The organism is Candidatus Bathyarchaeota archaeon (assembly GCA_023131225.1).
GTDB lineage: Archaea > Thermoproteota > Bathyarchaeia > Bathyarchaeales > SOJC01 > JAGLZW01.
Map to the genome: position 1 here is coordinate 51,141 of JAGLZW010000001.1, position 25,237 is coordinate 76,377.

Annotated in this window: 33 protein-coding genes; 11 read left to right on the forward strand and 22 right to left on the reverse strand. The window is 42.7% G+C overall.

The window, feature by feature from the left end:
- Positions 1-4 precede the first annotated feature (4 nt).
- The 3 genes from KAU88_00230 to fliE form a co-directional block, all read right to left on the reverse strand.
- The gene (locus KAU88_00230) at positions 5-148 is read right to left on the reverse strand and encodes a hypothetical protein (GenBank protein ID MCK4476944.1); all 144 of its coding nucleotides are present in this window, start codon (positions 146-148) and stop codon (positions 5-7) included.
- A 64-nt stretch (positions 149-212) separates the two neighbouring features.
- The gene (locus KAU88_00235; GenBank protein MCK4476945.1) at positions 213-614 is read right to left on the reverse strand and encodes a hypothetical protein; all 402 of its coding nucleotides are present in this window, start codon (positions 612-614) and stop codon (positions 213-215) included.
- On the reverse strand, positions 577-1,152 hold the full coding sequence (gene fliE, locus KAU88_00240; GenBank protein ID MCK4476946.1) for a flagellar hook-basal body complex protein FliE: 576 nt from the start codon (positions 1,150-1,152) through the stop codon (positions 577-579). The genes KAU88_00235 and fliE overlap by 38 nt, the downstream gene beginning before the upstream one ends.
- A gap of 78 nt (positions 1,153-1,230) precedes the next feature.
- On the opposite strand from fliE, the gene thpR reads away from it, so the two are divergent.
- Genes thpR through KAU88_00255 form a run of 3 tightly spaced genes read left to right on the forward strand, consistent with a single transcriptional unit; the run spans position 1,231 to position 3,732 of the window.
- A complete protein-coding gene (thpR, locus tag KAU88_00245) occupies positions 1,231-1,818 on the forward strand; it encodes an RNA 2',3'-cyclic phosphodiesterase (GenBank protein MCK4476947.1) in 588 nt (195 codons plus the stop codon).
- Positions 1,819-1,828: 10 nt separating this feature from the next.
- Positions 1,829-3,247 (forward strand): CCA tRNA nucleotidyltransferase, encoded by a 1,419-nt coding sequence (gene cca, locus KAU88_00250; GenBank protein ID MCK4476948.1) that lies wholly within the window; start codon positions 1,829-1,831, stop codon positions 3,245-3,247.
- A complete protein-coding gene (locus KAU88_00255) occupies positions 3,235-3,732 on the forward strand; it encodes a GNAT family N-acetyltransferase (protein MCK4476949.1) in 498 nt (165 codons plus the stop codon). Before cca ends, KAU88_00255 begins: the two co-directional genes overlap by 13 nt.
- Before the next feature lie 84 nt (positions 3,733-3,816).
- Here the strand turns inward: KAU88_00255 and KAU88_00260 are convergent, their stop codons facing one another.
- From KAU88_00260 to serS, 3 genes are all read right to left on the reverse strand, one after another.
- Positions 3,817-4,437: a nucleotidyltransferase domain-containing protein gene (locus tag KAU88_00260; GenBank protein ID MCK4476950.1), complete on the reverse strand. Its 621-nt coding sequence runs from the start codon at positions 4,435-4,437 to the stop codon at positions 3,817-3,819.
- Between the two features lie 31 nt (positions 4,438-4,468).
- Complete coding sequence (locus tag KAU88_00265; protein MCK4476951.1) at positions 4,469-5,110, reverse strand: 30S ribosomal protein S3ae; 642 nt, start codon at positions 5,108-5,110, stop codon at positions 4,469-4,471.
- Positions 5,111-5,401: 291 nt separating this feature from the next.
- Entirely contained in the window at positions 5,402-6,685 is a 1,284-nt protein-coding gene (serS, locus tag KAU88_00270) for a serine--tRNA ligase (protein ID MCK4476952.1), read from the reverse strand.
- Between the two features lie 345 nt (positions 6,686-7,030).
- Between serS and KAU88_00275 the strand changes: the two genes are divergently transcribed.
- Positions 7,031-7,432 carry a hypothetical protein gene (locus KAU88_00275; protein MCK4476953.1) on the forward strand — a complete coding sequence of 134 codons (402 nt, stop codon included), beginning with the start codon at positions 7,031-7,033 and terminating at the stop codon, positions 7,430-7,432.
- 14 nt (positions 7,433-7,446) lie between these two features.
- Here KAU88_00275 and KAU88_00280 read toward each other — a convergent pair whose 3' ends face one another.
- From KAU88_00280 to kae1, 7 genes are read right to left on the reverse strand one after another with little or no spacing between them, the layout of a single operon-like run.
- On the reverse strand, positions 7,447-7,704 hold the full coding sequence (locus tag KAU88_00280; protein MCK4476954.1) for a hypothetical protein: 258 nt from the start codon (positions 7,702-7,704) through the stop codon (positions 7,447-7,449).
- Entirely contained in the window at positions 7,688-9,136 is a 1,449-nt protein-coding gene (locus tag KAU88_00285; GenBank protein ID MCK4476955.1) for a DHH family phosphoesterase, read from the reverse strand. The genes KAU88_00280 and KAU88_00285 overlap by 17 nt, the downstream gene beginning before the upstream one ends.
- Positions 9,137-9,154: 18 nt before the next feature.
- Positions 9,155-9,595 (reverse strand): 30S ribosomal protein S15, encoded by a 441-nt coding sequence (locus tag KAU88_00290; GenBank protein MCK4476956.1) that lies wholly within the window; start codon positions 9,593-9,595, stop codon positions 9,155-9,157.
- Positions 9,596-9,655: 60 nt separating this feature from the next.
- The gene (locus KAU88_00295) at positions 9,656-10,240 is read right to left on the reverse strand and encodes an XTP/dITP diphosphatase (protein ID MCK4476957.1); all 585 of its coding nucleotides are present in this window, start codon (positions 10,238-10,240) and stop codon (positions 9,656-9,658) included.
- Between the two features lie 5 nt (positions 10,241-10,245).
- Complete coding sequence (locus KAU88_00300) at positions 10,246-10,641, reverse strand: VOC family protein (protein ID MCK4476958.1); 396 nt, start codon at positions 10,639-10,641, stop codon at positions 10,246-10,248.
- Positions 10,634-11,284 carry a Kae1-associated serine/threonine protein kinase gene (locus KAU88_00305; GenBank protein MCK4476959.1) on the reverse strand — a complete coding sequence of 217 codons (651 nt, stop codon included), beginning with the start codon at positions 11,282-11,284 and terminating at the stop codon, positions 10,634-10,636. The genes KAU88_00300 and KAU88_00305 overlap by 8 nt, the downstream gene beginning before the upstream one ends.
- A gap of 1 nt (position 11,285) precedes the next feature.
- Complete coding sequence (gene kae1 / locus KAU88_00310; protein MCK4476960.1) at positions 11,286-12,191, reverse strand: N(6)-L-threonylcarbamoyladenine synthase Kae1; 906 nt, start codon at positions 12,189-12,191, stop codon at positions 11,286-11,288.
- A 267-nt stretch (positions 12,192-12,458) separates the two neighbouring features.
- Here kae1 and KAU88_00315 point away from each other — a divergent pair, with 267 nt between their 5' ends.
- From KAU88_00315 to KAU88_00330, 4 genes are all read left to right on the forward strand, one after another.
- Positions 12,459-12,836, forward strand: a complete 378-nt coding sequence (locus KAU88_00315) for a transcriptional regulator (protein MCK4476961.1) — start codon at positions 12,459-12,461, stop codon at positions 12,834-12,836.
- Positions 12,837-12,838: 2 nt separating this feature from the next.
- On the forward strand, positions 12,839-13,450 hold the full coding sequence (locus KAU88_00320; protein MCK4476962.1) for an RlmE family RNA methyltransferase: 612 nt from the start codon (positions 12,839-12,841) through the stop codon (positions 13,448-13,450).
- An 88-nt stretch (positions 13,451-13,538) separates the two neighbouring features.
- On the forward strand, positions 13,539-14,219 hold the full coding sequence (locus KAU88_00325; GenBank protein MCK4476963.1) for a DUF4152 family protein: 681 nt from the start codon (positions 13,539-13,541) through the stop codon (positions 14,217-14,219).
- A gap of 4 nt (positions 14,220-14,223) precedes the next feature.
- The gene (locus KAU88_00330) at positions 14,224-14,766 is read left to right on the forward strand and encodes a hypothetical protein (protein ID MCK4476964.1); all 543 of its coding nucleotides are present in this window, start codon (positions 14,224-14,226) and stop codon (positions 14,764-14,766) included.
- Positions 14,767-14,859: 93 nt separating this feature from the next.
- Here the strand turns inward: KAU88_00330 and KAU88_00335 are convergent, their stop codons facing one another.
- The 6 genes from KAU88_00335 to KAU88_00360 form a co-directional block, all read right to left on the reverse strand.
- Positions 14,860-15,894 carry a type I restriction enzyme HsdR N-terminal domain-containing protein gene (locus KAU88_00335; protein ID MCK4476965.1) on the reverse strand — a complete coding sequence of 345 codons (1,035 nt, stop codon included), beginning with the start codon at positions 15,892-15,894 and terminating at the stop codon, positions 14,860-14,862.
- Between the two features lie 96 nt (positions 15,895-15,990).
- On the reverse strand, positions 15,991-16,869 hold the full coding sequence (nadC, locus tag KAU88_00340; protein ID MCK4476966.1) for a carboxylating nicotinate-nucleotide diphosphorylase: 879 nt from the start codon (positions 16,867-16,869) through the stop codon (positions 15,991-15,993).
- 4 nt (positions 16,870-16,873) lie between these two features.
- The gene (locus KAU88_00345) at positions 16,874-18,097 is read right to left on the reverse strand and encodes a hypothetical protein (GenBank protein MCK4476967.1); all 1,224 of its coding nucleotides are present in this window, start codon (positions 18,095-18,097) and stop codon (positions 16,874-16,876) included.
- Positions 18,084-18,710 carry a TIGR00296 family protein gene (locus KAU88_00350; protein MCK4476968.1) on the reverse strand — a complete coding sequence of 209 codons (627 nt, stop codon included), beginning with the start codon at positions 18,708-18,710 and terminating at the stop codon, positions 18,084-18,086. The genes KAU88_00345 and KAU88_00350 overlap by 14 nt, the downstream gene beginning before the upstream one ends.
- Before the next feature lie 56 nt (positions 18,711-18,766).
- Positions 18,767-19,681, reverse strand: coding sequence for a fumarylacetoacetate hydrolase family protein (locus tag KAU88_00355; GenBank protein MCK4476969.1), 915 nt, complete (start codon positions 19,679-19,681; stop codon positions 18,767-18,769).
- Between the two features lie 40 nt (positions 19,682-19,721).
- On the reverse strand, positions 19,722-20,540 hold the full coding sequence (locus KAU88_00360; protein ID MCK4476970.1) for a hypothetical protein: 819 nt from the start codon (positions 20,538-20,540) through the stop codon (positions 19,722-19,724).
- A gap of 374 nt (positions 20,541-20,914) precedes the next feature.
- Here KAU88_00360 and KAU88_00365 point away from each other — a divergent pair, with 374 nt between their 5' ends.
- Positions 20,915-21,343 carry a hypothetical protein gene (locus KAU88_00365; GenBank protein MCK4476971.1) on the forward strand — a complete coding sequence of 143 codons (429 nt, stop codon included), beginning with the start codon at positions 20,915-20,917 and terminating at the stop codon, positions 21,341-21,343.
- 12 nt (positions 21,344-21,355) lie between these two features.
- Here KAU88_00365 and KAU88_00370 read toward each other — a convergent pair whose 3' ends face one another.
- Complete coding sequence (locus tag KAU88_00370) at positions 21,356-21,850, reverse strand: CDP-2,3-bis-(O-geranylgeranyl)-sn-glycerol synthase (protein MCK4476972.1); 495 nt, start codon at positions 21,848-21,850, stop codon at positions 21,356-21,358.
- 29 nt (positions 21,851-21,879) lie between these two features.
- Positions 21,880-22,575, reverse strand: a complete 696-nt coding sequence (locus tag KAU88_00375; GenBank protein MCK4476973.1) for an AAA family ATPase — start codon at positions 22,573-22,575, stop codon at positions 21,880-21,882.
- 87 nt (positions 22,576-22,662) lie between these two features.
- On the opposite strand from KAU88_00375, the gene KAU88_00380 reads away from it, so the two are divergent.
- Together KAU88_00380 and KAU88_00385 are read left to right on the forward strand one after the other, a co-directional pair.
- Entirely contained in the window at positions 22,663-23,298 is a 636-nt protein-coding gene (locus KAU88_00380) for a hypothetical protein (GenBank protein ID MCK4476974.1), read from the forward strand.
- A complete protein-coding gene (locus KAU88_00385; protein MCK4476975.1) occupies positions 23,291-24,565 on the forward strand; it encodes a hypothetical protein in 1,275 nt (424 codons plus the stop codon). Before KAU88_00380 ends, KAU88_00385 begins: the two co-directional genes overlap by 8 nt.
- Before the next feature lie 12 nt (positions 24,566-24,577).
- Here KAU88_00385 and KAU88_00390 read toward each other — a convergent pair whose 3' ends face one another.
- The gene (locus KAU88_00390; GenBank protein MCK4476976.1) at positions 24,578-25,222 is read right to left on the reverse strand and encodes an endonuclease III; all 645 of its coding nucleotides are present in this window, start codon (positions 25,220-25,222) and stop codon (positions 24,578-24,580) included.
- Positions 25,223-25,237: the final 15 nt, after the last annotated feature.

The window sequence follows — 25,237 nt, forward strand, 5'->3', positions numbered from 1 at the left end:
ACCGCTAGATAGCATTAAGAGTTTGGCTTGTTCTCAAGATTTTTACTTCTCTTTTCGCCATTACTTCCGATACTTCAAGGCTTGACTGAAAACCCTGAACGGTCACTATGTCCATGGCTCCGCCACCGCATGAGACAATAGTCCTCATTGTTAGTTCACTCATTTGAAAGAGAATAGTAGAAACGCGTGATTGAAGTTTATATCTTTCCGTCTTACACGGTTCTGGGTGCAAGCCAATCGATAAGTTTCAATGAATGATCACTTTTTATTTTGACTTTTATTGGCCCAAGGGGGCTTTCTGCAACTGGTTCGCAGAAGGAAACGTGGCCTGCGTAGGCGACTTGCTTGTTCAAATAAAACGTGATAGTGTTTCCCTTTAAGCCGTGAAACAGTACACCTCGTGCCGCATCTCTGATGCGTTCTCTTCGCAGAAGATTGCCAAACTTTGACAGGATTTCTACATCTTTAACTCGAGCTACGAGTAAGCTACCTCTGCGCAGAGGTTTCTCTTCAAGTTCCAAAGTGCCAAACATGTTTTCTGCGGCTTGCCTGACTTTATCCGCATCTTCAGTAGGGTTAACCTCGACTTCTACATGCACGTTTACTTTGTCCATTTTTCGTCACTTTCTCCAAAAACTTGAGCACTTCTTTCTCGAGCGCGGCTTTTTTTCCTTCATTCACTATCATCACATCTGCAGAAGCGATAACGCTGCCAAGCCCAACGCGGAGTTCTCGCCAATCCCGCTCCAGAAATGTTTCCCAACTGGCTGGGTCATCGCTTCGTTTACGTTTAAAGAGCCTTTTGAACCGTGTTTCGGGCGAGGAGTGAATAGCTAAGAGCTTGAATTTCACAAAGTACTTTTGGAACTCGTCTGCCTCATAGAGACTGCGAATCCCGTCAACAATAACAACTTTATCCTTCACTTCCCCAATTTTTGGGACACACCGTTTCGCCACCACTGCAGGGCCGCCTTCTTGACGCATCGTCAGCATAACTTTACCCACGTTTTCAGGCGTCGGCTCTAAACCTCGGAGTTCTGTTTCTTCTCTTACTTCATCACCCATAACAACAACGCCGCAACCCATTTTCTTAGCAACTTCAACCACCGTTGCTTTTCCTGCACCAGGCATCCCTGCAACTCCGACAACGATCTTCCTCTTCAATACCTATACAACCTACAATCTTAGCTTTTAGGTTAAAAGTTCTTATAAATGGTGTACACTGAAACTATGAAAGAAGGATTCAAGATGCAAGAACCCATCCGCAGCTTCATAGCTTTTGACATCGATAATGAAGAAGTTCTGAAACGGCTATCCGAGACCCAAGAGAAGCTTGTAAGAACTGGTGCCGCTTTGAAACTTGTCAAGCTGGAAAACATTCACATCACGATGCGTTTCTTAGGAAGCATACAGCCAAACATGGTTGACAGGATTCACAAAGAAATGGAACAAGTGCCATTTACCTCCTTCGATGTGGAGATTCGAGGAGTAGGCGCCTTTCCCAAGCTCAAATATCCGCGCGTTGTCTGGGTAGGCATCCAAAAAGGCTCTGAGAACCTTAAAGACGTTTTTAACCAGTTGGAGTCACGTCTTCGAAAACTAGGATTCAAGCCGGACTCGAAAGGATTCAGCCCCCACATCACAATCGCTAGGGTAAAAACAGGTCTTAATAAAGCAGAGCTTATTCGTTGCATAAATGAGTTAACGAATTACGAGTTCGGAGTTTTAAAAGCAGATTGCCTGAAGCTTAAGAAAAGCGTCTTGACACCTGAAGGCCCCATATACTCTATCTTGAAAGAAGTTTGCCGGGAGAGCTAAGGCGTTTATAATGGTTTCAAAGCTTGAAAGAATACTTCAAAAAATCTTGGAAAATACCACGCCTACCTTCGAAAAGAAAAAACGCGTTCTTGCATTGGCGAAAAAGCTTACACGAAAAGTAGAAGGAGTTGCACTGAAAGCAGAGTTAGATGTGGAAGTACGTGTTGAAGGGTCGATTGCAAAAAACACATGGCTAAGAGAATCGCCAGACATCGACATTTTCATGCGTGTCCCCTCAACTGTGCCGCGAGAAGCTTTTGGCACTACATGTTTAGATATTGCACGAAAGGCGACAGCAGGCGCTGAACAAATTGAACGCTTCGCAGAACATCCATACTTAGAGGCTGTCATAGACGGAACTCGAGTGAATATTGTCCCTTGTTATCGAGTAAAAAAAGGAGAATGGAAAAGCGCAACCGACCGCACGCCTTTTCATACTGACTACGTGAAACCTTTGCTAAATGAGAGAATTTGCAGCGAAATTCGCCTTTTGAAACGATTCATGAAAGGCATTGGTGTTTATGGTGCTGAAATTAAAGTAGGCGGCTTCAGTGGATATCTTTGTGAGCTCCTTGTGCTCTTCTACGGGTCCTTTCTTCAAGTTTTAAAGGTTGCAAGCAGTTGGAAGGCTCGAACGTTCATCGACCTAGAGGGTTATTATGATAGGCCGGCCGATGAATTGCACTTAATCTTTGAAGAACCTTTAGTTATAGTTGATCCGGTTGATAAGGAAAGAAACGCAGCATCGGCAGTGAGACAAGAGCGATTGGATGAATTTGTTGCGGCATCAAGAGTCCTGCTAGATAAGCCAAGTACACAGTTATTTTATCCTTCAAAAACAAAGCCTCTCAGCTCCGAAGAGCTACTACAAGCAGTGAGAAAGCATGGCTCAAGCCTAATCTTTATACAGTTCGGAAAAGTGAAAGCGGTCTCTGACATTCTTTGGGGGCAGCTTTACAAATCCCAAAGATCGCTTCGAAAACTTGTTAGACAGCACGACTTCCGCATTGTCCGTGACGCTGTATGGAGTGATGAAAAAAACCTAAACATATTTCTTCTGCAAGTAGAGCATCGTTTTCTGCCACCTTTGAAGAAGCATCTTGGGCCGCCTTTAGAGAAGAGGAATGAATGTGAGAAATTTCTTAGAAAACACACTGGTTCTCCACGGACATTGTCTGGACCTAGAATCGAAGAGGGACGATGGGTAGTGGAAATAGTTCGGAAGCATACGAGTGTTATCAAATTGCTAGAGGCTAAGTTGAAAGGTGGAGGGAGAAACGCTGGCGTAGCGAAACTTGTTTCCCAAGCTGTTGCGAAGAACCTGAAAATTTTGGTTAATGAAGAAATCCTTACAACATATTCACATAATCAAGACTTTGCGAAATTCTTAACTGAGTATGTCAAGGGAAAACCAAAATGGTTAAATTGAGAAAGGCGGAAGTGACCATTAGAGAGTATGCGCCCATCGACCTTTCCCAAGTTAAGAAACTGATACTAAAAGCGAAAAATTTCGGCGAACCCTTCCTTGAAACTGAACTATTGAATATCAAGAAAAACACTTCGCCAGGTTTGGGTAAAATCTTCGTTGCAACCTCGAAGGACCAAGTCATCGGCTACATTTCACTAGGTAGGAGGACTTTTGCGTTAATGGTAGATTCCATAATCATCGATCGAAACTATCAAAGAAGAGGTGTGGGCAAGAAGATGATCGAAAAGGCTAAAGAGTACGCGAAATCACAGGGTTTTCATGTGCTTCGTACAGACACTGGAACTTTCATGAACTACGCCATCAAATTCTATCTCGTCTGTGGTTTTATGCCGTGTGGCTATGTGGAACACGACTTTAGCCTAGGTTCAAAGCAATTGCACTTCTATATGGATTTAAAGACGAAAGAAGGAAGCAATTCTGTTTGAAAATCTGCATACTCCCTCTGACATGCTGTGCTGCCTGTTTCTTATATTTTCTAAGCGGGAGCGAATATCGCACGCGCCAAGTTCTTATGTTGGAAGAAATTTTTGTTTAGGATTTTCCTCTAGGACCCTCTGCAGTTGTTTTATGGTTGAACCTGTAACTATGTCTCCGTAAATTTCACACCTAACTTGGTAACTAATGTCTTCTGGGCTACGGACTACGATTTCTGCATGGTTATTCGACGGAAAATCCACATAAATGTGGAAGGACTGCCCCTTTTTCCCCTTTTTTGTAACCGTTTGGATTTCGGTCCTCTTTATTGGATAGTTGTTTTTCTGAAGCGTTGAAACAATTTCTTGCGGATTTTTTGCATAAGCAGCAATATCGATGTCGCTGTTGCGGTGAGCAGTCCCTCGCCACACACTTCCAACCAAGACTGGACCAAAATTTCTGAGAACTCGCATTATTTGGAGAGCTTCACGTCTCATTTGGACGAGTCTTTCCTGCCTTGTTTTTCCTTCTCTTTCCTCGGCGATTCGGTCAAGTTCTATTGCCACTTCAGCATTATTCGGAAGAACATGAACACCTAAAATTTTAGCAGCACGCAGCTTAGCCTGCTTATACTCCTTTTCTTGCCCCATATAAAGCATTCCCGCAGCTTCTTGAGCAACTCGTTTCCTTTGATTTGTTCGATGGTTATGGCTCACTACATTCCCCATATCATGGATAAAAGCTTGATTATGCTGCTGCAACAGCTATTTCAGTTGGTCGAAATGTAAGTTTGGATTTCCTTATACCTATGTGACGTATAGGTGCAACCTTTTTAGCTTCATTGTAGACATCTGAGGCTATCTTGCCCAACACCACTTCTTGTACAAACTGGTCAAATGCAAGGGTGGCAGCTTTCTCGCTTACAATCTGCCTCATAAAGCTTCTCATAGCTACTTCTTGAGATGTTTTCACACGATTCAAAGTAAATGCGCACACCGCAACTCGCAGCCTAAAACCATCCTTCGCCGTAACATTAAGAACGACATCAATACGGGTGGTCCTACGTCGAACCAAACTGCGCAGATAGTCTCGACTGTATTCATGTCCTTTAAACATCGTTTTAGCTACTTTACCATCTACTTCGGTGATTTGAAAAGACATCTTGAGGTATTGGTGAGCAAAGTCGTTAGTGATATCGTAAAGCGTAGCGTCGACGACTCTGCCGATAAGTTTTTTCGGGTCATCTGCTGGTATAGCGCCCAGTTCAACATTACCGAAGTAATTTGGCGCTATGATTGTATACCAAGATTTGCTGCGCCATTTGTCACGGACACGCTTTCCACGTTTAGACACATTTTTAACCTTCGTTGCGTCTGGAAAATTCAGCATCCTTCTATTAAAAGTTTTACTAAATGAACCATACTAGGTAGGTGCATGCAAAAGCTGTGTTCAAGCAAGAGAACATATCCGGACATATTGGAGATGATGAGAAACGATGAAAACTGAAGGAAAGTTGCTCAATGGCCTCGGCGAACTACCCGCTTTTCCAGTTGTTCCTGTAACAGTTGGTCGAAATATGATAATGGCTACTGCGTTTTTGAAGCAGAAAAACTAGAGAATTATGAGTTGCGACCGTATAATTACTGATTTAGTTAACATTTTAATGCAATATTGAAAGATTTAGTGTGGTTCCAGCTTTTCTAGGCCATTCATGTATTTAGTTAAGACCTTAGGAATAAGAACTGACCTGTCTTTTTGTTGGCATTGTTCTAAGACTGCTAGCATTGTTCTGCTTGTGGCTATAGCGGTATTGTTTATTGTGTGAACATAACCTTTAGGCGTTTGTCCTTCCTTCTCTCGATAGCGAATGTTTAAACGTCTTGCTTGATAGTCTGTGCAATTCGAATTGGAACCGATTTCTCTGTAAACGCCATCAGCCATCCAAACATTAATATCATATTTTTTAGCCGCCAAAATCCCAAGGTCACCGGTGCAAGCGTTCACTACCTTGTAATGCAGCCCCAACGCCTGATACAGCTCTTCAGCGTTCTTCTGCAATTCTTCGTGGAAACTCCACGAGTTCTTTGGGAGACAGAAAATAAACTGTTCAACCTTGTTGAACTGGTGCATCCTAAACAATCCTTTAGTATATTTACCGTGAGTGCCCACCTCCTTTCTAAAACAGGAGCTCACACCAACCAACTTAATTGGCAAGTCATCCTTAAGCAAAACTTCATCCATAAACATGGCCGCTAGAGGATGCTCAGCCGTAGCAATCATGTACAAATCTTCGTTTTCAACCTTATACATAACATTCTGAAAATCCGCCAAGTCGGTTACCCCTTCGTATGGTTTCCGCCTTAGCATAAAGGGAGGCTCAATAAGCTGATATCCTTCCTTAAGCATGAAATCGATGGCAAATCGTTGCAGAGCTAAGTCTAGCAAAACTAAATCGCCTTTGAGATAGAAAAAGCCATGACCAGCAACTTTGGCGCCTCTTTCGTCATCGATCAACCCTAAACCTTTTGCAATTTCTAAATGGTTTTTTGGTTTGAAGTCAAATTTTGGAGGTCTAGCCCACACTTTAACCTCTACGTTGTCATTGTCGTTTTTTCCAATAGGTACTGATTCGTGCAAAATGTTGGGTAGCCTCATTAGAATGTGGTCGGCATTCTGTTTGCATCTCTCCCCTTGCTGCTCTAAAGCGACAATTTCGTTGTCCAGCTTGCGACCTCGCTCGATTTGTTTCTCGACCGGTCTTCCAACCTTTTTCAAAGAAGCTATCTCATTCGTGATTTTTCGCCTTTCATGCCTCAGCTCATTAGCCTTAGTTAAGAGGTGACGCCACTCGCGGTCATGTTTGATCAAGTCCTCTAACATTTGGAGCTTCTCAGCGTCGTGCCGCTTCTTCAAATTTTGCCTTACAATTTCCGGGTGTTCACGAATTAGTTTAATATCCAGCAAGGCTATCCAACGTCCCTACAATGAATTTAGCTATTTAGCTTTATGTAGCTACTTTTCGCAACTAAATAACTTTTTTACATGCATTTCCTGGAGACAACACAGAAAATCGAAAATCTAAGGCTATGGTCTCAATATCTTACTTGCTTACATGATAAGGCTTCCTGCAAGCCTTAGATCTGAAAGCATAATGTGAAATTGTAGGCGTAGAATTTCGTGCGTGGGATTCTTAGCTTCAGTGCGAATTGCAAAATTACACACTTGCTGAACGGCATATGCTTGATGTGTTTTCTAACTAAATGTTAATACAATCAAAGTGTTAGAGGATAAGCGAGGCCTTATAGTTTGATGAAATTCTCTAAGCAGCTAGGCATCTTTCTGATATTGATTGGCGTTGCTACTTCTCTGATAATTGTGGGAGAACTCAGCGGCGAGTTTGGAAAAATAAGGCAACTGTCATCTAAACCTCAAAGAGTTCTGAGTATAACTAGAGGTGAATTCATCTCCCTAAACAACAGTGTCCTTTTCGGATTCGACGTTGACGGCGAAGGAAAGGACGTTCTCAGAGTGAAGTTGGCTACGAACCAAACTTTTAGTTGGCACGAGCCAATCGAAAATGGGAAAAGAATTTTTGGAAGCGAGAGCTTCATGTTGGACACAACACTATGCTCATTTGAAATCGATGTCACTGTAGAGTCTTACGACAAACAGACACTTAAAATCGTGGACAACACCAAGCCAGCCAGCTAGATTTGGTGCCTAAACTATAGCTTCGACGCCTTCACAACCTCAAAGGTTTTTTCTGCCACCGATATGCAAGCCAACAAATCGTCTAAAGTTGCTATGAAAGTTCCCAACGGTTTCTCGCAACACACTACAGCCAACAAACGGCAATCATTCCTTATCATCTCGATGCTCAAGCCTAAAGGCACTTCAACATTGTCGGGCGAAACCGCTTTGACAACCGCCTTCGCCTCTTGTTCAGTCTCATAAACAAAAGAAAGCTTAGCTTCCAGCTTCAATTTGCTCCAACCATTTCTTAACCAGCTCGTCCACCAACTCAACGAAAGCATCTACATCCTTTATTGGAACCTGAGCCCCCGCAGCAATATCGTGCCCGCCGCCGCTACCCCCAAACTTTTCTGCAGCCAGACGCATGATCTCACCCAAGTCTAACCCTTTATTCGTGAGCACATCCAAAGTTCTAGCCGAAACCTTCACCACCTCATCATCAGCAATGGCATAAGCGATAATAGGCTTCTCCATCTTTGGCAAACTAGTTGAAAGAATAGAAGAAAGAGTGCCGATTACCTTCTCGTTTATAAAGTCTCCACCACGAACCACATATATACTCTCCAACTCGTCAATGCGCCCAGGCTCTTCCATCAACCAGCTCAAATACTTAGTAATAGTCCGCCTATAGTCTCCCAAAACTGTTTCAGCTTGTTCCAAAGCAGAGCCTCGGTCTCCCATGCATATAGCAACGCCTAAGCCAGCTTTTTCCATGCGACCCGTCCCATTCAACAAAACTGAGAATTCTCGAGCGTCTCTGAGGGGGGTCCACGGTTCTTCATGCACAAGTGTATACACTGACCCTACTAAATTCAACACGTTGCTCGGAAAGCCTTTGGAAATCAGATGGTCTGAAAGCGCGGAGCATAGCCGCTGTTTCTCCTCTTTAGAAAGGTCTCTTAACGCTCGCCACTTGTCTCCATGTTTTGGCTTTATGCCGAGGCTGACGAGAAAGGCAAGGCTTTTATCTTCTTCTCCGCTGATGCCTGGGAGAAAAGGGTTTGTTGTGTAGGCTAGGGCCTTGTGTATGGGGCGTGTTTCTCTACCGAAAAACATGAGGTCCTTCTCAACTTTTAAACATCCAACGGCTACAGCGTCGGCTACAATTTTCTCATTTAACCCTCCTAAAGCCCTTTGTTTATACTTGTCTTGTATGTCGCCCAACGCACCCACCACCGCTATGGCGGCCAAATCCCTATTCGCGTCATCTAGCGCACTAGCCACGAAATAAGCAACACCTGCACCGCTAATGTCTTTAGAGCCGTCAATTCCATGAAGGTGAGGGTTCACTTGAAATATTTTTGCGATGGAGTCACCAATCGGTTGATGGTGATCTAGGATAACTATTCGATGATTGGAAAGATGCTCACTTAAAACGTTCAGGTAGCCACTACCTAAATCTGTCAGGATAGTAAGCGCAGGCTTGTCAGAAGTTATGTCTGCCACAATTTTCTCGTCTACCCACTGTTGAATTCTGACACGAAAATTGGCGCCCAGCCTCGACAACGCTTTCCCGATAACGCCTGCTGCCGCTAAACCATCAGCATCTAAATGGGAAACAACGTGAATAAACCCGTCTTCTTCGACGCATTTAGAAATAAGTTTTGCAGCCTTAGAAGCATCGCTTGTGAAAGCCTTTATGGCGTCTTCTCCTATCGCCATTTTCACCCCAAAACTTACTTAAACGATAGAAGCAGCCCTAGGTGCATATTTCCAGTCAGATGGTAGAACGCCTTTACGTTTGTAGTATTTGGACAATTTGTAAATCTTAGCCTCAACAACCTGCAACGCTCGTTTATTAGCCAAATCCATTTTGTTCTTCTCAAGGTGAGTGGAGAGCCGTGAAGTCTTCTTTAATAGCATTTCAAGGTCTTCAGGGATAGACAACGCCATGTCCGCTTCTGCTAGGATGCCTGTGATGCTTTTTCCTGTTATTGGTTTTGTCAGTGGGATACCATGTTGATCTCGCAGTATGGTACCTATTCTGCTGGGAGAATGCCCCTCTCTCGCCAATTTTATGACTATCGCTTCCACTTCTTCAGACTCGTATCTACACCATGAAGGGGGTCGTTTACTTACAGGACGTATTGAATGTGATCTTCCTTTTTCTTGCTTCGGCAACTATCTTACCTCCGAAAGCCCTTTTTAGGACACATTGCAGATATTTAAAACTTCTCAAGCCTAAAAACTTGCTGTATACCATTCAGCGAATTTGCGAAAGGCTTTGGCTCGATGTGAATGCTGATTTTTTTCCTCTATAGTCATTCCGGCAAAAGTTTTTGAGGAATTCAAGGGTTTGAAAATGGGGTCAAAGCCGAACCCTTGGCTGCCACATTTTTCTTTAACGATTTTCCCTTCAACCTTACCGTGGAAGCATGATGCTTCATCCAAGGAGGGGCTTATGAAGGCGACGACTGATTTGAAATATGCGTCTCTGTCAGTTATATTTCCCATCAGTCTGAGAATCCCATCGTTGCTGATTGTTCGGTAAACATACGAAGAGTAAGGACCTGGAAAATTTTTTAGCGCTTCAATGAATAAGCCTGCGTCTTCTACCATGATAGGTAGGTTGCATTTCTTAACTGCGTCTACAGCGCTTGCTTTCGCAACATTTTCTATGTTATCATCCTGAATTTCAACTGCACCAATTTTTTTCAGCATTGCCGTTGCTATCTTGTAGTCGCTTAGGACTCGACGAGCTTCATTAAACTTGTGAATGTTGCTTGTTACAAGGAATGCCGCTCTGCCTTTTATAAAATCAGTCATAGAACTCACGTAGTTTTAGTGCCTTTCATGCTTACTTTAAAGTATTTCTTCCAGTTAATTTGCACAATCTCCAATAGGTTTCCGTCGGGATCAAGAAAGCTCGCCTCTCTGCCTCCCCAAGGCTCATCGTGAGGTTCTTTGACAAAATCTACACCTTTCTTCTTAAGTGCTCCATATACTGCGTCAACATCATCCACAAAGAACTCAACGGATGGCGCATCTTCTATACGTCCTTTTTCCTTTCTGCCGGGTCTAAGCCCGATTTCCACTCCGCCACATTGAAAGCCAGCGTAAGAAGAATATTTATACTTCTTGTTAAGCCCCAAAGTTTTTTCGTAAAAAACAACAGCCTCCTTAAGATTGAATACGGAGAGAGTTATGCCCCAAATACTTTTAATCATCTTCTACTTTCCTCCTTTCAGAAATATATCGCCCTCGCCTTTCAATCTCACCTATCTTCAATAATACTTTTTTCGCCACTTCAACCCCAACCACTTTAGCGTAGCCTTCTAAAACGGCGTTGAAACATTCTTCAGCATAACGAAAATGGGTACTTTGAAATGTGCGCTTCATAAGATGAAGATCAACGCCCCTTAATTCCAGCTCAATAGTTTTTTCTCCAAGCCCAAAATCAACAAAAACCACTTTTCCACAGGGAGTTAATATCATGTTAGAAGTTGTAAGGTCGCCATGAATAATACTGTTGCAGTGAAGACGACCAATAAGTTCGCCAATGTGCCTGCTTAAGCTTTGACGCTCTTTAGAAGAAAGATCGTCTAAAATCTGTTTCACCTGTTTTCCTTCAACGAACTCCATGATAATATTCGAATCAGCTAGATCTACCATAAAAATTGTAGGAGTTAGAACTCCCGCCTTTTTCGCATAATGAAGAAGCTGAGATTCGTGAACGGTTCGGTAAGCGCGGATTTTTTCGTCTATTTCAGGAAGCCTATATTTTTTTGGAAGCCGTCGCTTCATAATCACTCTCCGCCCTTGCCAATCCTCGAGAAAAAGACTCGCCTCCGCCCCTTTCTTGACCAGCATACTATCCTTCAACCCATGACGCTTCTACATCCTCAAGTCTCCATTTCAATCGGACAAAACTCCTTTCAATAGGCGTAGTTAAGCCGTGCTTGTACGCAAGAATACCCGTCCAAGCAATCATAGCGCCGTTATCCAAGGCTAATCGTTTTGGAACTACGCAAAAACGACTGTCATGCTCATCAGCTATGGCATTTAACATGGCCTGCAACCGCTTGTTTGCACCCACTCCCCCAGTTAAAAGAACCTCCCGTTTCTCAGTATGTGCTAAAGCACGCTCAGTAACCTCAGTAAGCATAGAGAACGCCACTTCCTGCAAACTATAACACAAGTCTTCAAGTCTCCATTCTCCACTCTTAAGAAGCCGAACCGCGGCTGTAAGAAGCCCACTGAAAGATAAATCCATGCCCTTAACACTATAAGGTAAGTCAACCAGCCTTTTTCCCCCACGTGCAAGCTTCTCTACCATAGCGCCCAATGGCATTCCCTCATGTTGACGCAGTCCGGCCTCCCTCGCAAAAACATCCAAGCAGTTGCCTACAGCAATGTCCAAAGTCTCACCAAAAACGCGATAACGACCAGCGTCAAACGCTGAAACTATCGTGTTTCCTCCAGAAACGTACAACGTAACAGGATCTAGAGCGTCGGTTACAAGTTTGCCGATCTCAATGTGAGCCACGCAATGGTTAACACCCACCAACGGAACGTTAAGATAAGATGCCAAAGCTCGAGCGGCAGTTGCACCTGTGCGAAGACATGGTCCTAGACCAGGACCTTGCGAAAAAGCAACGATGGCAATGTCCTTCGGCCTTATGTTAGCTTTTTGAAAAGCTGTAGAAATGACTTCTCCAGCGACTTTTGCGTGATGCCTCGCGGCCTCCCGCGGATGGATGCCGCCCGTTTCAGGCATGAAAGCATCAATCACGTTTGCTAGAATGCTTCCCTCGAAGTTCAGTATTCCAACGCTGAAATCGTCTGCAGTTGCTTCTATACCAAGACAAAATTTCTGCGTTGAATTACGCCTTTTCACCTATTCCAACCTCCAAACAGCCAATATACAATCTTAGAATTAAACACTTCTCGGTTTAATTTAAAGTGGCGGAATTTGAGTTTTTATATACATCTTTTTATTCTTAGACAACGCTATTTTATGTGAAAGCTTTGAGGAAACCAAGAAATGCCGAAACGCAGTGACATGGAGCATAAGGCTCTACAATTCATCGCCAACACTAGTGACGAGGGCGTACTTCAATCTGATTTGTGGCGCCAACTGGACGCCAGCAGCAGAGAAGGCTCTCGAATAGCCATCAAACTGGAAAACAAAGGGCTTATACGACGTGAGCGTGAACTTTTTCAAGGTCGATGGACTTACAGATTATATCCTAAAAGAAAGCCAGCGTCAATAAATTCTATAATTGATTGTCCATGCTTAAGCTGTCATGAAAGCATTCGATGCGGTGCCTACGGAGCTATCTCCCCAAATGATTGCGAGAAGCTTACTGAATGGCTTGCCAACTTAGTTCGAGAAGATGGTGGCTTGCAAGGTGACAGCTGAGTTTGCCTAAAGCATGGGTGAGAGAACGAAAACGAGATTATTATTACAGAAAGGCCAAAGAAGAAAAATACCGTTCTCGAGCAACCTACAAACTTCTGCAAGCAATAAGCAAATACCGTTTTTTAGAAAAAGGTGACGTTGTTGTCGATTTAGGCGCTGCACCTGGTGGCTGGTTGCAGGCGGCTCGGAAAATTGTTGGAAAAGAGGGTTTTGTTCTAGGGGTTGACTTGAAAAGGATTAAACCCTTTGAAGCAGCTAATGTTCAAACAATCATCGGCGACATAACAGACTCTGAAACGCAGAAGCTGATTGGGAGAGCTTTACCCTCATTGGCAGATGGTGTTATTTCTGATGTTTCACCAAATGTTTCCGGAGTCTGGGAGGTTGATCATGCTCGACAAATAGATTTGGCTCGCGAATCTTTGGCTCTTGCTTTAAGACTTCTCAAAGCTGATGGAAATTTTTTCGTGAAAGTGTTTCAGGGTGGCATGTTTCAAGATTTTGTTGAAGAAGTTAGACAGCATTTTGCCAGGGTTGAAATAATGAAGCCTAAGGCAAGTCGAAAGAAGAGCGCCGAGATTTTTGTTCTTGGAATGGGCTTGAAAAAAGAGTAGGTGCCCAGCCCTCAAATTCTTTTAATTATTCGCGTTTGTGTTAAGGGTTAAATGTGTACATTACTATGTAAGGTTGGGTGAAAGCGAGTTGAAGATTGTTGCAGCAGATTCGGGTGCAGCCCTACTGGACACTCGCTTTGAGCCATTGAAAATTGTTGCCGCGGCTGCTGTTCTCGTTGAACCACCCTACAGAGAAGCTAATCAATTCTTGGCTGAGCCGATTTTCGCTCCAGCAAAAAATGGGCATGGCTTAATAATTCACGAACTTGAGCTTTGTCGATTGTTACTAAAAGAGGTTAGAGCCGACGTGGTCCACTTGGATATGTCTATAGGGGGATTATTAGTGGAAGAGATTTCACCAATTCAGCTTAGAGGAAAAGCTCGCAGTAGCGTATTAAAGATTCTGCCGAAAATAAGAAAATTAGCAACCGACATTAAACGAGTTTATGGCATAGATGTATTAGCTATTGGAAAAGAGAGCGTTCCAGTGAGAATCGCAGAGTTAACTACTGGAGCTCACGCAGTTCTTTACGCTTGTGAAAAAGCTTTGAAAGAAAGTAGAGAACAGATTTTGGGTTTGCCCTCTAAATGCTGTGCGAGGGCTATGCATAACAGAGTTACGTTGCAGTCGCTTATAGCTGCTGAACACGATATTGCGGGGTACGCTGAAGATAACGGGGAAGTGTTGGGAAAAATCCGAATAGTGGAAATGTTAAATCCGTGTGCTAGAGGATTTCGAGCGTTAAGAATAGTTCCTAAAGTGAGATAGTTAAATGATTGAAGTTATGGAAAAGCTTCAAACTGTAAGGTTTAACATGCAAACGAGAATCGTGATTACTGTAATCTTCTTTGTTGTTGCTTTGATTGTTACAGCTGCCGGAGTGCTTGTTCTCAAAATTAGTGTGCCAGAAGCACAAGAGGAGGTGGATAAAATCGAAGAAGAATTTGGCCGGTTCAACGACCCCCGCTTTATTTTTGGAAACAACTTAATTCACACCCTTATCATGTTTGTTCCCATCATCGGACCAGTTTGGGGGAGCTTTGTTCTCTTCAACACAGGCACGATAATAGCCATATTCGGCATCGCTGAGGGAATCCCGCCGATTCTGACTTTCCTGTTATTTTTCTTAGTACCTGTTTTTTGGCTTGAGTTCGGTGTCTATTCTATTGCCATGGCTCAAAGTGTCATTTGGTTTTTGCAAATGTTGCGACATCGTGGCAAGAAAGAAGCCGTGAGAACTTGTATACTCGTCACAGTCTGCGCTTCGATTCTGTTACTTTCGGCTATAGTTGAATGGATTATAATAAACATGTAATACTGGCTAAAGCTTAGAAGCTCATTCTTTTTGTTTTTCTATTCAAAGAATATTCTATTGAATATGTCAAACTGCCCGGCGTGCACCAAAGATTTACTGTACGTGTAATATGTCTTCTCTATAGCCAAACTTTTCAAGTAGTCTTCTAGCATTATTAATACAGCCCGCAGTGCTATTATGAGTTTCAATATATGTTCCATTAGATAGTCTCTTTGGTGCCCTGAAACTATCTCCATATCTGTGCTTGGATTCTGTGTTGATTAGATGTCTCTTATGTCCAATCGCCACAGGACAATCGCTTTTCTTCAACTTCCCTTTCCTAATAAGCCATTCTGCGGTGTTTATCAAGATCTCGTATGACTTTTTGATCTCAAAGGTATCAGTACCGATTCTTATTTTTCTCGGATGAGTTCCACCCCATAATTGAGGTTCAAATGGAACAACTCTTGATTCTTCCATAGGAATAATTAATTCTCTAATTCTTTCTTTTAGAAAATCCTCAATTCCTGAAGATTCGAATTTGTAGTCGGCATATCCTTCATTAATGAGCTTATCGAAAACTGGAATAAGATCTCTAATCATTTCTTCTGGCTCTTCCACAAAAGATTGCCAAATCTCATCTAATATCTGGAGTTTCTTTATAAGATTCTCAATATTTCCAACGTTTTCCTTAGAGACAGTGTCAAGTCTCCTGGTGGTTGCTGTTAATTCATCGCTTTCTATATCTGTTTTCCAAACTATTCTCTCTGCCATTGTGGTGCCTTCTTTAAAGGCTCTAAAAAGTATCCAAATACCTCCATTGGTTAGAACGCCATATTTCATTCCCTCTCCAAAACAATAATTCGCCAATTGTCGAATGACCTCTTTTTGCTCGACATCAACAGATAACTTCTTGGCTTCAATGAACAGGACCTTTTTGCCATTTTTTATAAGCGTGTAATCTGGAACGCCCTCTTGAGTGAATATATTTGGCTGCACTTCTTCTGGGTTTTCAGGGTTCCATCCCAAACTTTTTAGGATTGGATTTATTATTTGGTCTCTTACTGCCATCTCATTTTGCTCATAAAAAGAGCGATGTTTTTTTATTCTATCAACAATTGTTCCTAACGTCTCTTTAAGCACATTCATCTACCTCTTATTTCCTGCAGAATTCCTGACAACATATCGCATCCAAAGTGTCAATTACGATTTATCTCTACATTTTTCTTATATTAATATTTAGAATTATGCACGCTCTGAATGGGTGGTCATTTTTTTATCTTTTCTAACATTGACAACTTCAAGGCTTATGTCTAACGCCTTTACGCTGTGAGTAGTTTCGCCAATGCTTAGAATGTCAACGCCTGCTGCCGCATACTCAAGAATATTCTTCTCAGTTATTCCACCACTTGCCTCAAGCAACACCTTGCTTCTAATTCCTTCCTTCGTTAAGATGGACACAGTTTTCTTTACTTTTACAGGAGGAAAGTTGTCCAGCATAATTATATCAGCACCCGCTTCAGCTGCTTCCAAAGCATCCTCAACAGATGCTACTTCAACCTCCACTTTCTTAGAAAAAGAAACAGTTTCACAGGCTTTTCTCACGGCATCTCCCACATTGCCAACGATTTTTATGTGATTGTCTTTTATCAAAACCAAGTCGTCAAGATGCAACCGGTGTGTGTCACCACCGCCGAGGAAAACAGCTTTTTTGTCAAAATAACCAAGCCCAGGCGCTACTTTTCTTGTGCAAGCCACACGGGTCTTGTAGCCTGCTGCTTTGACTTTGCCTATCAAACGGTTTGTCGTGGTTGCTATTCCACTCATTCTGGAAAGTATGTTAAGGAGAGTCCGCTCTGCGGAAAGAAGAGTTTTGGCATCCCCGACTATGCGCAGTATGACGATTTTAGGTTTAACTTGAACCCCGTCAGACACTAAGGCTTTCGCCTGTAGATTGAGACTTTCACATAAGACCAATGCCTCTTCTATCCCGGCCACTAAGCCGCCTTCTTTCACAACAACTTCAGCTTCAACAATTGTATTCTTCGAAATTGTGAGATGAGTTGTTATGTCACCTTGCCCTACGTCTTCTTCCAAGAACCTGCGAAGTTTTTCTTCTAAAATCCGTTTAGGCAGAAACACGAGCCTTACCTCTTTCAGCTATCTCTATAGTTGTTTCTATAGCTTTTTCTAACCCATCTACCTCCGAAACCTCTTTCTGAATTTTCATAGTTCTTTCCATGAAATACTTGTCCTTCACAATTTCTTTTATTGCTGACAGAAGAGTTTCTCTGTTGAGATTGTCTTGTTCAATCACTAAAGCAATGCCAAGCTTTACAGCCTTCTTAGCGTTGTTAAATTGTTCAGTGTGGCTTGGTGTAGGGATTAGGATTGTAGGTTTGCCATAGCACATCGTCTGCAATATTGTTCCGTGGCCTGCTCGGGAGATTACAAGGTCGCATGCTTTCATGTATTCAAAACGGTTTGGAACCCATTTAAAAACTGTAAAGTTGCCGTATCGAACCGGAGTTGCATGGGATTTTGGGTATCCAAGGGACATAACGATTTGATAGTCATCTGGAAAATTCGTGAAAATTCTTTGGAGAATTTTTATGAGATAGGCTCGTTCTTTCAAAGGACCGCTGATGGGCGCAAAAATGACGGGTTTTTCGTCGTCCAAGCCAAGTTTTTTACGCAGTTCTTCCCTAGTCGGCAATGCATCTGGACGAACAGGTAGAATTGGACCAATGAATTTTATTTTCTTTCTATAAGCTTTTGGGATGCGTAGATTATCTGTAGAAATGGTGTAGGGCAACGGAAAATCCGGAATCAACACCTTAACTCCTGTCGTCCAAATCTTTCCGATAATTGCAAGGGTAATAGCATCTGCAAATTTAGCTAGTCGCAAATAGTGGGTTTTTCGTGGAATGATTACTTGAAACTGGTTAAGTATACAAATACTTGGAATGCCTAGAATTCGCGCCGCAACGATAGGTGAAGCTCTTGAATCCGACACAACCACGTCCGGTTCAAAAGTTTCCATAACTTCAATTTCTTTCCCTACTTGTCCCAAAAAGTTGAAAGGAGCAACGAATGGTCCTGGATTCAGAGCTGTTCTTCTAAAATCCACCGTTCCGTCAGGCTTAACCTTAAAATCCATAGATGGAACCTCAACTGTAGAAAACCCTTCTTTACGGACAAAATCCACAGCATCGCGGTACGTCGAGAAAAAAATTTCTGTGTTTCCGTTTCTATTTTGCAGTCCTCTTGCTATTGGGATGCAACGACCTGCATGTCCGAGACCGACACCGCAAGGAGCAAACTGGACTCGCATGAATTTATCTCCCGCCAAGTTCTCTCCGTTTTATTTTGCCTCTAGAGCTGTCTTCCTCAAAAACTATTGCTTGAAATTTATGGATTTTCGTCGTCTTTATTAGCCAATTGTCTGGGGGTAGACCAGCTTTTATACAGCATTGACAGAGGAATTCTTCTCGGTCCCAGTTGTATTCAACAGGTACTTGGGGTAATAAAAGACCTTTGTAGAATCCCCTTTCTACGATGAGGCCGTCCTCACCTATCTTAATCCTTGATGGAAGATGCCTTGGATCTTCAACTTCCACTTGTTCTGGCGGTGTGAGGACACTAACTTCAAAAATGACTTGGCCGAGTTCCTCAGAAGAAAGGGAGGAAAAACGTGGGTCTCGAGTTGCAGAACTGATAGCGCATTCTATTACAGCTTGCGCCAACATAGTGGTGGGATAAGGGTAACCTATGCATCCTCTTAATTTCTTTTTGCCATTTTTGAGACTGTTTATAGTAACGAAAACCCCGCTGCGTTGCATCAGCTTGGCAGGTGTGTCTTTGGGCACATTGATAACTTCGCCTGTTTTTAGATATTCCTGTACAGTTTTTCGGGCAAGCTTAACTAGGAACTCGCCTTCTTCTTGTGTGAGCTTGAATACCACTGGAGTTCCCCTCAACTGAGAATTAATTGACTAATGTCTTGTAGACCGCCTTAAACTTATCCGTAAATATCCCCTAAAGGCGATGGGTTCTCTTCAACCACCTTATTCCTTAGGATTCCTATACCTTCTATTTCTATCTCTATATTGTCACCATCACGTAGAAATTTTGGTCTAGGCTTCATAGCGAACCCTACACCTGCAGGAGTCCCTGTTGCGATAATATCGCAGGGTTTTAACGTCATAACACGGCTAAGGTGATGCACGATTTCGAATACATCAAACACCATATTCTGGGTATTGGAATTTTGCCGTGGTTCCTTGTTGACCCACGTGCAAACTCGTAAATTGGCTGGGTTCTTTATCTGACTGGTAGTTGTGATGCATGGCCCGGTAGGTGCAAAAGTGTCGAAACTTTTTCCTCTGGTCCATTGTTTATCCTTGAACTGGATGTCCCGCGCGGAAACATCGTTGAGGATTGTGTATCCAAAAATGCATAATTTGGCGTCGTTGACTGAGAAGTTTTTAGCCTCTTTGCCCACCACGATGGCTAACTCTGCTTCGTAGTCAAGTTGTTTCACGAATTTGGGCTTGACAATATTTTCGTTGGGGCCTATTATGGTTGTATGAGGTTTCATAAAAATCACTGGTTCGTCAGGCGGGTTTTTACCCTGTTCTGCAGCATGATCTTTATAGTTTAAACCTAGGCAGATAATTTTCGGAGGTATCGCTATTGGCGCCTGTAGTTTCACTTTGCCAAGAGGGAGCATTGCCTTTTCAAGGCTTGTTCTTGGTGCGTTTCGAACCAGATGTTCTATGCTGGGTTCTTCCATACCTTGTGAGATTAAATTTTCAAGACTCGCTGGAAAGGCTTGTTCCAGCATTTTTGCTAAGATGGGCAAGCAGATTACTTGGTCTTTGTCTAAAATTCCATATGACTTTATTTTTGAACTTGAGAAGCGAACTAGCTTCATTGATTTCGCCTAGATAAGTTCGTCATATAATACATATCATTCAAGGGGGAACTATCCCCAATCTAGTCACAGAAACGTCTTTGTTTTCCAATTCCTCAATGAATGGATTTATCCCCACAGAATCACTGGAGATGTGCCCGGTGATTACCAAGTTGCCTACACCATCAGCCTTCAATTTTTCAAGGTCTGCAGGGCTTATGTGAATGTAGATTAAGGTGTTTATTCTATGCTTGAAGTATGTTTTTGCGATTTCATGGCCCCCATTTGTTCCAGCCCCATGGGACACCACAATTTTTCCAGCTGGATTCGCTGCTTTTCCTAGACGTATCTTGATGTCTGTAATTGCATTTTTGAATTCTGGCAGTTTCCCAAGGGCTGAAACAACATCTTCAACTGTGGAATTTTTCCAAGTTTCATGCTGAATATTCCGAGTCATAATTCGTCTTCCTATCTCATCCAAAGGCGTATGGATGTTCATGTAAGGCATCTTCAGAAGTCGAGCCACATCCACTGCATGATTGCAGTTTCTGGTATGCATCTCTACTTCTAGAGCCATAGTCTTCCTGCAAACCGCTTCTTCCGCCTCAAGTTTTGGGATGCCAGCATCGATCATCTGTTGAATGTGCCTTTTGAAAACTTGATGAAAATCTGTGACAGCTGATCCACCTTTGGGATGATGAGAGATTACAGCATCGTAGCCTAGTTGTTTTGCAAGTAGAAGCTCTGGAACGTCTGCGTCTATTCCAAAAAGAACGTTTTTGATGTCTTTTCCTTCAACATATATAGCGCTGTCTGCTGGCACCGATTCGAAGCCTACAAGTTTTAGAGCAATGTCCATTATTTCTTTTGTGCTGACCATTTTTCGGTCACCTACTTTCTCCATTCACCCCTTGTGTCAGCAGGTGTACGATCACTTAGTTTGTGGGCTTTCACGAAGCTTCTCTCTTCTCCTTCTATTAGTGAAATACGTTTAACAAGCTTTCTCTATGGTTGGTTTGTAGGATTCAACGTTGACCCTTGGCAGACTTTTGCAGTCTTCTAGTTGAAGTGTTTGAGATGTGAATTCTTGCAAAGATGTGTACGTGATTCACAGACTGGAACCTGTGCTGTTTGTTTCAAATTGACTTTCAACGGAGCAAGAATGCATTTGGGTGGAGAAGGAATATTTAAGTAGATTATGCGAATGCATATAGGGAAGAAAGGTATGCTTAACTCTAAGGAGCAAAGAATGAGTTGTCTCGCAAAGCAAGAAAAGGCGTCTCATCGCTTTCCTATCATCTCCAGAAAACTTACTGGAAGTTAGTGACGCTTAAGCCCTCAACCCTCCTCTTAGCAACCTTAGCCATAGCCGCTTCCATCTTTCTGCTTGGAGGGGGAATCTATGATATTTTAGAACAGCCAGTAGTCGCGTTTATCAGTGGCGGAAGGATCATACCCTATTACCCTCAAGCCTTAAACGAACAGCTTTTGGGCGAAAGCATGGCCGCCATGATTTTATACTCCCTCGGTATCACAGGATTAATACTGATGTATCAGAGCACAAAATACGCCTACAACCCAAGAGAAGCATACACCACACTATTGATCGGCTTGCTTCTTCTGCTAATTGGATGGATGCTTGTGGAGTTCTTTCTTTTCCCAAGCACGATCAAGCCATTATAATAATGGGCAGAGTCACCACGGCTTCTTTTTTATGTGCGTTAGGTACGCTAGGAGATTCGTTAAGAGGTGTATAGGTATTGTAATAATCAGAACGGTCAATGCCATTGTATGTGTTGGCGGAGCAACTGGAAGAGAAAAAAGTAACGCACATAAAACAAAGCCAATTTGATCAATTATAAGGAGAGAAGCGCCTGGAGGAAGGTCTAACCGTCGTTTGACAAAGGCACCACCCAAATCTCCCACTAGAGCACCTAAGGAGAGCATAAAACCCAATAGCAGATTATAGTTGTTGAAAACAAGATTTTCTCCGATGCTCACTAATGTTCCAATAATTAGCCCCGCGAGGAAACCTTTGAGAGTTTTGTGAGGACCAAAAATTGGTCGACCGTCTTTGAAATTTCTGCCAAAGTCTAAGGGATGTCCCCCACCAAAGATTACTGGAACGGCGTTGGCAACGTAAGCGGGGAATATGAATATGAGAGATTCTGCAACTAATTCTAGTATCACTGCTTCCGTTAAACCTCCTTTTCGAAAGTTTATCCCCTATAATCGTGAAGGCCTTTTTCTTCAATCTTCAAGAATATTGGTTTGGCTGTTTTTTTATCTATATGTGTTTCTACGTTGGCTTTGATTACATTGGTTTGGGCTGTTGGCTTTAGGCTTATGGTCTTGTCTGTCCAAAACTTCAGAACCCTTGTAGCGATAGGCTGCACTTTTCCGTGTTCTTCAAGGATCATGCTTCGCACTTGGCTGACAATTAGGCTTGCCACTTTGTGGGTTTTGGTAATTTGAGCTAGACATGCCATTTGGCGGTTCAATTCACGGTTTAGAGCAAATGTTTTCTTCATGTCATCTCCTAGTCTTTCACTGTAGAGATTTGTGATCGTGTCAACGACGATAAGCCCTACTTTCTTGCTTATATAATCATTTAACCTGTCGATGACAATAGTTTGCTGTTCAAAATCTTCAGGTTTCATCAAAATAATTTGATGTGCAAGGGCTTCAAAGTCGTCGATAGCAATCTGCGCCATACGCCTAGGAAAAAAAGTGCTGTCGCAATCTATGAAAATCGTCTTATAGCTCATTTTTGCACAGTTCACGGCGCATTGGATAGCCAAAGTTGTTTTTCCAGTTTCAGCTTCTCCAAAAACGAGTACCATGCTTCCCTCTAACAATCCGCCTCCCAACCGCTCGTCTAGTAAGCCGCAACCCGTGGGAATTATTCTCTTCAAAGGAGCTCACACGCCAAAACGAATTAATAACTGCAAAAATTAATAACTTTGTCTACGTTGACTATGTCAAAAACGAAAGGACAAACCATGAAAGCAAAAATCGCCGTAGCAACAGTCTCTGGGAAAGCCTATTACTTGATAGTTAGCGAACTTAAGAAGAAGAACGTATCGTTCCTAAGTTTGAAGCCAAACGATGACATACCCTTGGACGTAAAAGCAGTAATAACGACGAAGAAAGAACGCTCCAAAATTACACATCAAAACGTGCTAGAATACGAGGAAAGCAAAAAATTAGCAGAGATTGTGGACGAAGCAATCAGGATAGTTAAGGGAAAGAAAATATACGAAAGACTCGTGGTGGGAGTTGACCCGGGCCAGAATTTTGGCGTCGCGGTTCTCGGAGACGGTAACATACTTGAAACCGAAGATTGCACAAGCGCAAGCGAAACAGTAGACACGATAAAGAATGTTTTGAGCCGCACCCCAGCTAATCATATAACTATTAGAATCGGGAATGGCGCACCTTCTTATACGGAAGAACTCTGGCGCAATCTAGACGATGCTATTCCGCGGAATATAGTCATTGAAAGTGTAGGAGAAGAAGGAACAAGCCAGTGTCTTGGCGAAACTGCGCATAGAAGAGGAAAAAGAGATGTCAGCTCCGCCATAAAAATTGCCCAAAGACAAGGGAAAATATTGCCAAGAAGGAAAAACGATGATTAAAGAAATTAAAACAGACAAAACACTACTCGTCAACGGTCCGGCTTCAGTACACCTTATTTCAGGCGAAACAGAAATCCTTGGCGCACCATTAGGCGTTGGAGAAACAGTTGTGATTAGAGATGGAAAATGCACCCCCTTCTACGTTAAGAAAGAAGCCTCTTTTGATATAACACGCGCAGAAGATTCAATAGTTGAAGAAGTTGATGGCGACACTATTCCTGCGTCGTGGCAGAAGGCGGCAGAAGAAATCCTTACTTTGGAAAAGCCAACAGTTGTTATGATCATGGGCGAAGCGGACTCTGGAAAGACAAGTCTTTGCACGTTCTTAGCTAACAGAGCCCTCGAAGCAAAGTTGACAGTAGCCATCGTTGACGCGGACTTGGGTCAATCAGATATAGGACCACCCACTACAATAGGCCTAGCTTACATAAACAAACCTATAAAAGACCTATTTTATGCCAAGGCGAACGATCTACAGTTTATCGGCCTTACAAGCCCGAGTGGCGCAGAGGAACACGTTGTCCACTGTATCGCTGATTTCAAAAATCGGGCTCTCGGAAGAATTAAGGACTTTCTGTTAATAAACACTGATGGGTGGATTGAAGGCGAAGAGGCTATTCGATACAAAGTCATGCTAGCAGAAGCAGTTGCGCCTGATGTAGTTGCTGGGATAGAACAAGAAGAGAAGCTGGCCCCCATATTAGGTAAGCTTAAAATCTCAGTTTTAGCCGTGGAACCTTCCACTGCCGTCAGAAAACGTGATAGAGAAAGACGAAAAACCCTCCGTGAGTTGAGCTACAAGAAATATCTCAGAAACGCCAAAGTGGAGGCATTCCCGCTTAACTGGATTAAAATAGAGGGAATACATGCTTCTCCAAGCCTATTTCTCACCAATGAACGCCTAAGAAGGATAGAAAAAACTCTGGGAATTCGACCTGTTTTCTGTGAAGAAACCGTTGAAGCAATTTGGATAGTTTTAAAGCGAAATCAAATGCTCGACTTTGAAAATTTGTATAGGGCTGAGGAGGCCTTCAAGAAAAAAGTAAAGGTGATGCAGAAAGGCGATGAAAAGGGCTTGATTGTGGGGTTACACAATAAAAAAAACAAATTTTTAGGTCTTGGCGTCGTATGCGGCATCGATTACAGAAGGAACGTTATGAAAGTTTACACACCAATAACTCAAGCGGTGACGACCATCCGCATCGGCAATGTTAGACTAGATGATGCATGCAGAGAAATCGGCACAAAGGTAACTCTGTGGACCTAATCCTCAACCAACTTACGGACACAAGTGATTTATTGGACACCGTTTACAGAACGGGTTCGCTGCACGGCAATACTTTCTTCCATGCAGAATCAAAAAGACGTGAACAGCGTAATAGTCTCGAGAATCAAAAAGCATTTGAAGCCTTTTCCTCACATCTTTATAACCAGCCTTTGCGTCCACTAGTGCCAGTCTTTTCGAAACTCTATTCACATGTGTATCAACTGGCAATGTTGGTTTGTTTGCAGCAAAAAGAAGCACAACATCGGCAGTTTTCGGACCTACACCTGGCAACCCAAGCAGCTTTTCACGAGCCTGTTCGAACGGTGTTTCAAATATGAAGTTGAGGGAACCGCCAAAATCTTCTAAAATGATGTTGGAAATCTTCTTAATGACCCTCGCCTTGTTGCGATACAAACCAGCCACTTTAAGAGCTTCTTCAATTTCTGCCAAGTCAACCTTCGAAAGAGCTTCGGGCGCTAACTCAAACTTCTTCGAAAGATTTTCGAAGGCTCTAGCCGTGTTTTTGTCATTTGTGTTCTGCGAAATCACAGTGAAAACGAGTGTTTCGAAAGGAGCTCTTTCTTTTTCTCGCCAATTTGGCAACTCAAACTCTTTTCGAAGCACTTTCAAAATTTTGTTTGCTCTTTTCTTGGCCATGTTGTACGTCGCCAA

What these genes read in the sequence shown, in the direction of transcription:
- KAU88_00275 (MCK4476953.1), top strand. Translation starts at nt 7,031, where the DNA reads ATGAAATTCTCTAAGCAGCTAGGCATCTTTCTGATATTGATTGGCGTT.
- KAU88_00385 (MCK4476975.1), top strand. Translation starts at nt 23,291, where the DNA reads ATGATTAAAGAAATTAAAACAGACAAAACACTACTCGTCAACGGTCCG.
- KAU88_00330 (MCK4476964.1), top strand. Translation starts at nt 14,224, where the DNA reads ATGATTGAAGTTATGGAAAAGCTTCAAACTGTAAGGTTTAACATGCAA.
- KAU88_00235 (MCK4476945.1), bottom strand. Translation starts at nt 614, where the DNA reads ATGGACAAAGTAAACGTGCATGTAGAAGTCGAGGTTAACCCTACTGAA.
- cca (MCK4476948.1), top strand. Translation starts at nt 1,829, where the DNA reads ATGGTTTCAAAGCTTGAAAGAATACTTCAAAAAATCTTGGAAAATACC.
- KAU88_00355 (MCK4476969.1), bottom strand. Translation starts at nt 19,681, where the DNA reads ATGAAGCTAGTTCGCTTCTCAAGTTCAAAAATAAAGTCATATGGAATT.
- KAU88_00380 (MCK4476974.1), top strand. Translation starts at nt 22,663, where the DNA reads ATGAAAGCAAAAATCGCCGTAGCAACAGTCTCTGGGAAAGCCTATTAC.
- KAU88_00295 (MCK4476957.1), bottom strand. Translation starts at nt 10,240, where the DNA reads ATGACTGATTTTATAAAAGGCAGAGCGGCATTCCTTGTAACAAGCAAC.
- thpR (MCK4476947.1), top strand. Translation starts at nt 1,231, where the DNA reads ATGAAAGAAGGATTCAAGATGCAAGAACCCATCCGCAGCTTCATAGCT.
- kae1 (MCK4476960.1), bottom strand. Translation starts at nt 12,191, where the DNA reads ATGCCTGAAACGGGCGGCATCCATCCGCGGGAGGCCGCGAGGCATCAC.
- KAU88_00300 (MCK4476958.1), bottom strand. Translation starts at nt 10,641, where the DNA reads ATGATTAAAAGTATTTGGGGCATAACTCTCTCCGTATTCAATCTTAAG.
- KAU88_00360 (MCK4476970.1), bottom strand. Translation starts at nt 20,540, where the DNA reads ATGGTCAGCACAAAAGAAATAATGGACATTGCTCTAAAACTTGTAGGC.
- KAU88_00315 (MCK4476961.1), top strand. Translation starts at nt 12,459, where the DNA reads ATGCCGAAACGCAGTGACATGGAGCATAAGGCTCTACAATTCATCGCC.
- KAU88_00390 (MCK4476976.1), bottom strand. Translation starts at nt 25,222, where the DNA reads ATGGCCAAGAAAAGAGCAAACAAAATTTTGAAAGTGCTTCGAAAAGAG.
- KAU88_00265 (MCK4476951.1), bottom strand. Translation starts at nt 5,110, where the DNA reads ATGCTGAATTTTCCAGACGCAACGAAGGTTAAAAATGTGTCTAAACGT.
- KAU88_00335 (MCK4476965.1), bottom strand. Translation starts at nt 15,894, where the DNA reads ATGAATGTGCTTAAAGAGACGTTAGGAACAATTGTTGATAGAATAAAA.
- KAU88_00285 (MCK4476955.1), bottom strand. Translation starts at nt 9,136, where the DNA reads ATGGCGATAGGAGAAGACGCCATAAAGGCTTTCACAAGCGATGCTTCT.
- KAU88_00305 (MCK4476959.1), bottom strand. Translation starts at nt 11,284, where the DNA reads ATGCTGGTCAAGAAAGGGGCGGAGGCGAGTCTTTTTCTCGAGGATTGG.
- KAU88_00230 (MCK4476944.1), bottom strand. Translation starts at nt 148, where the DNA reads ATGAGGACTATTGTCTCATGCGGTGGCGGAGCCATGGACATAGTGACC.
- KAU88_00255 (MCK4476949.1), top strand. Translation starts at nt 3,235, where the DNA reads ATGGTTAAATTGAGAAAGGCGGAAGTGACCATTAGAGAGTATGCGCCC.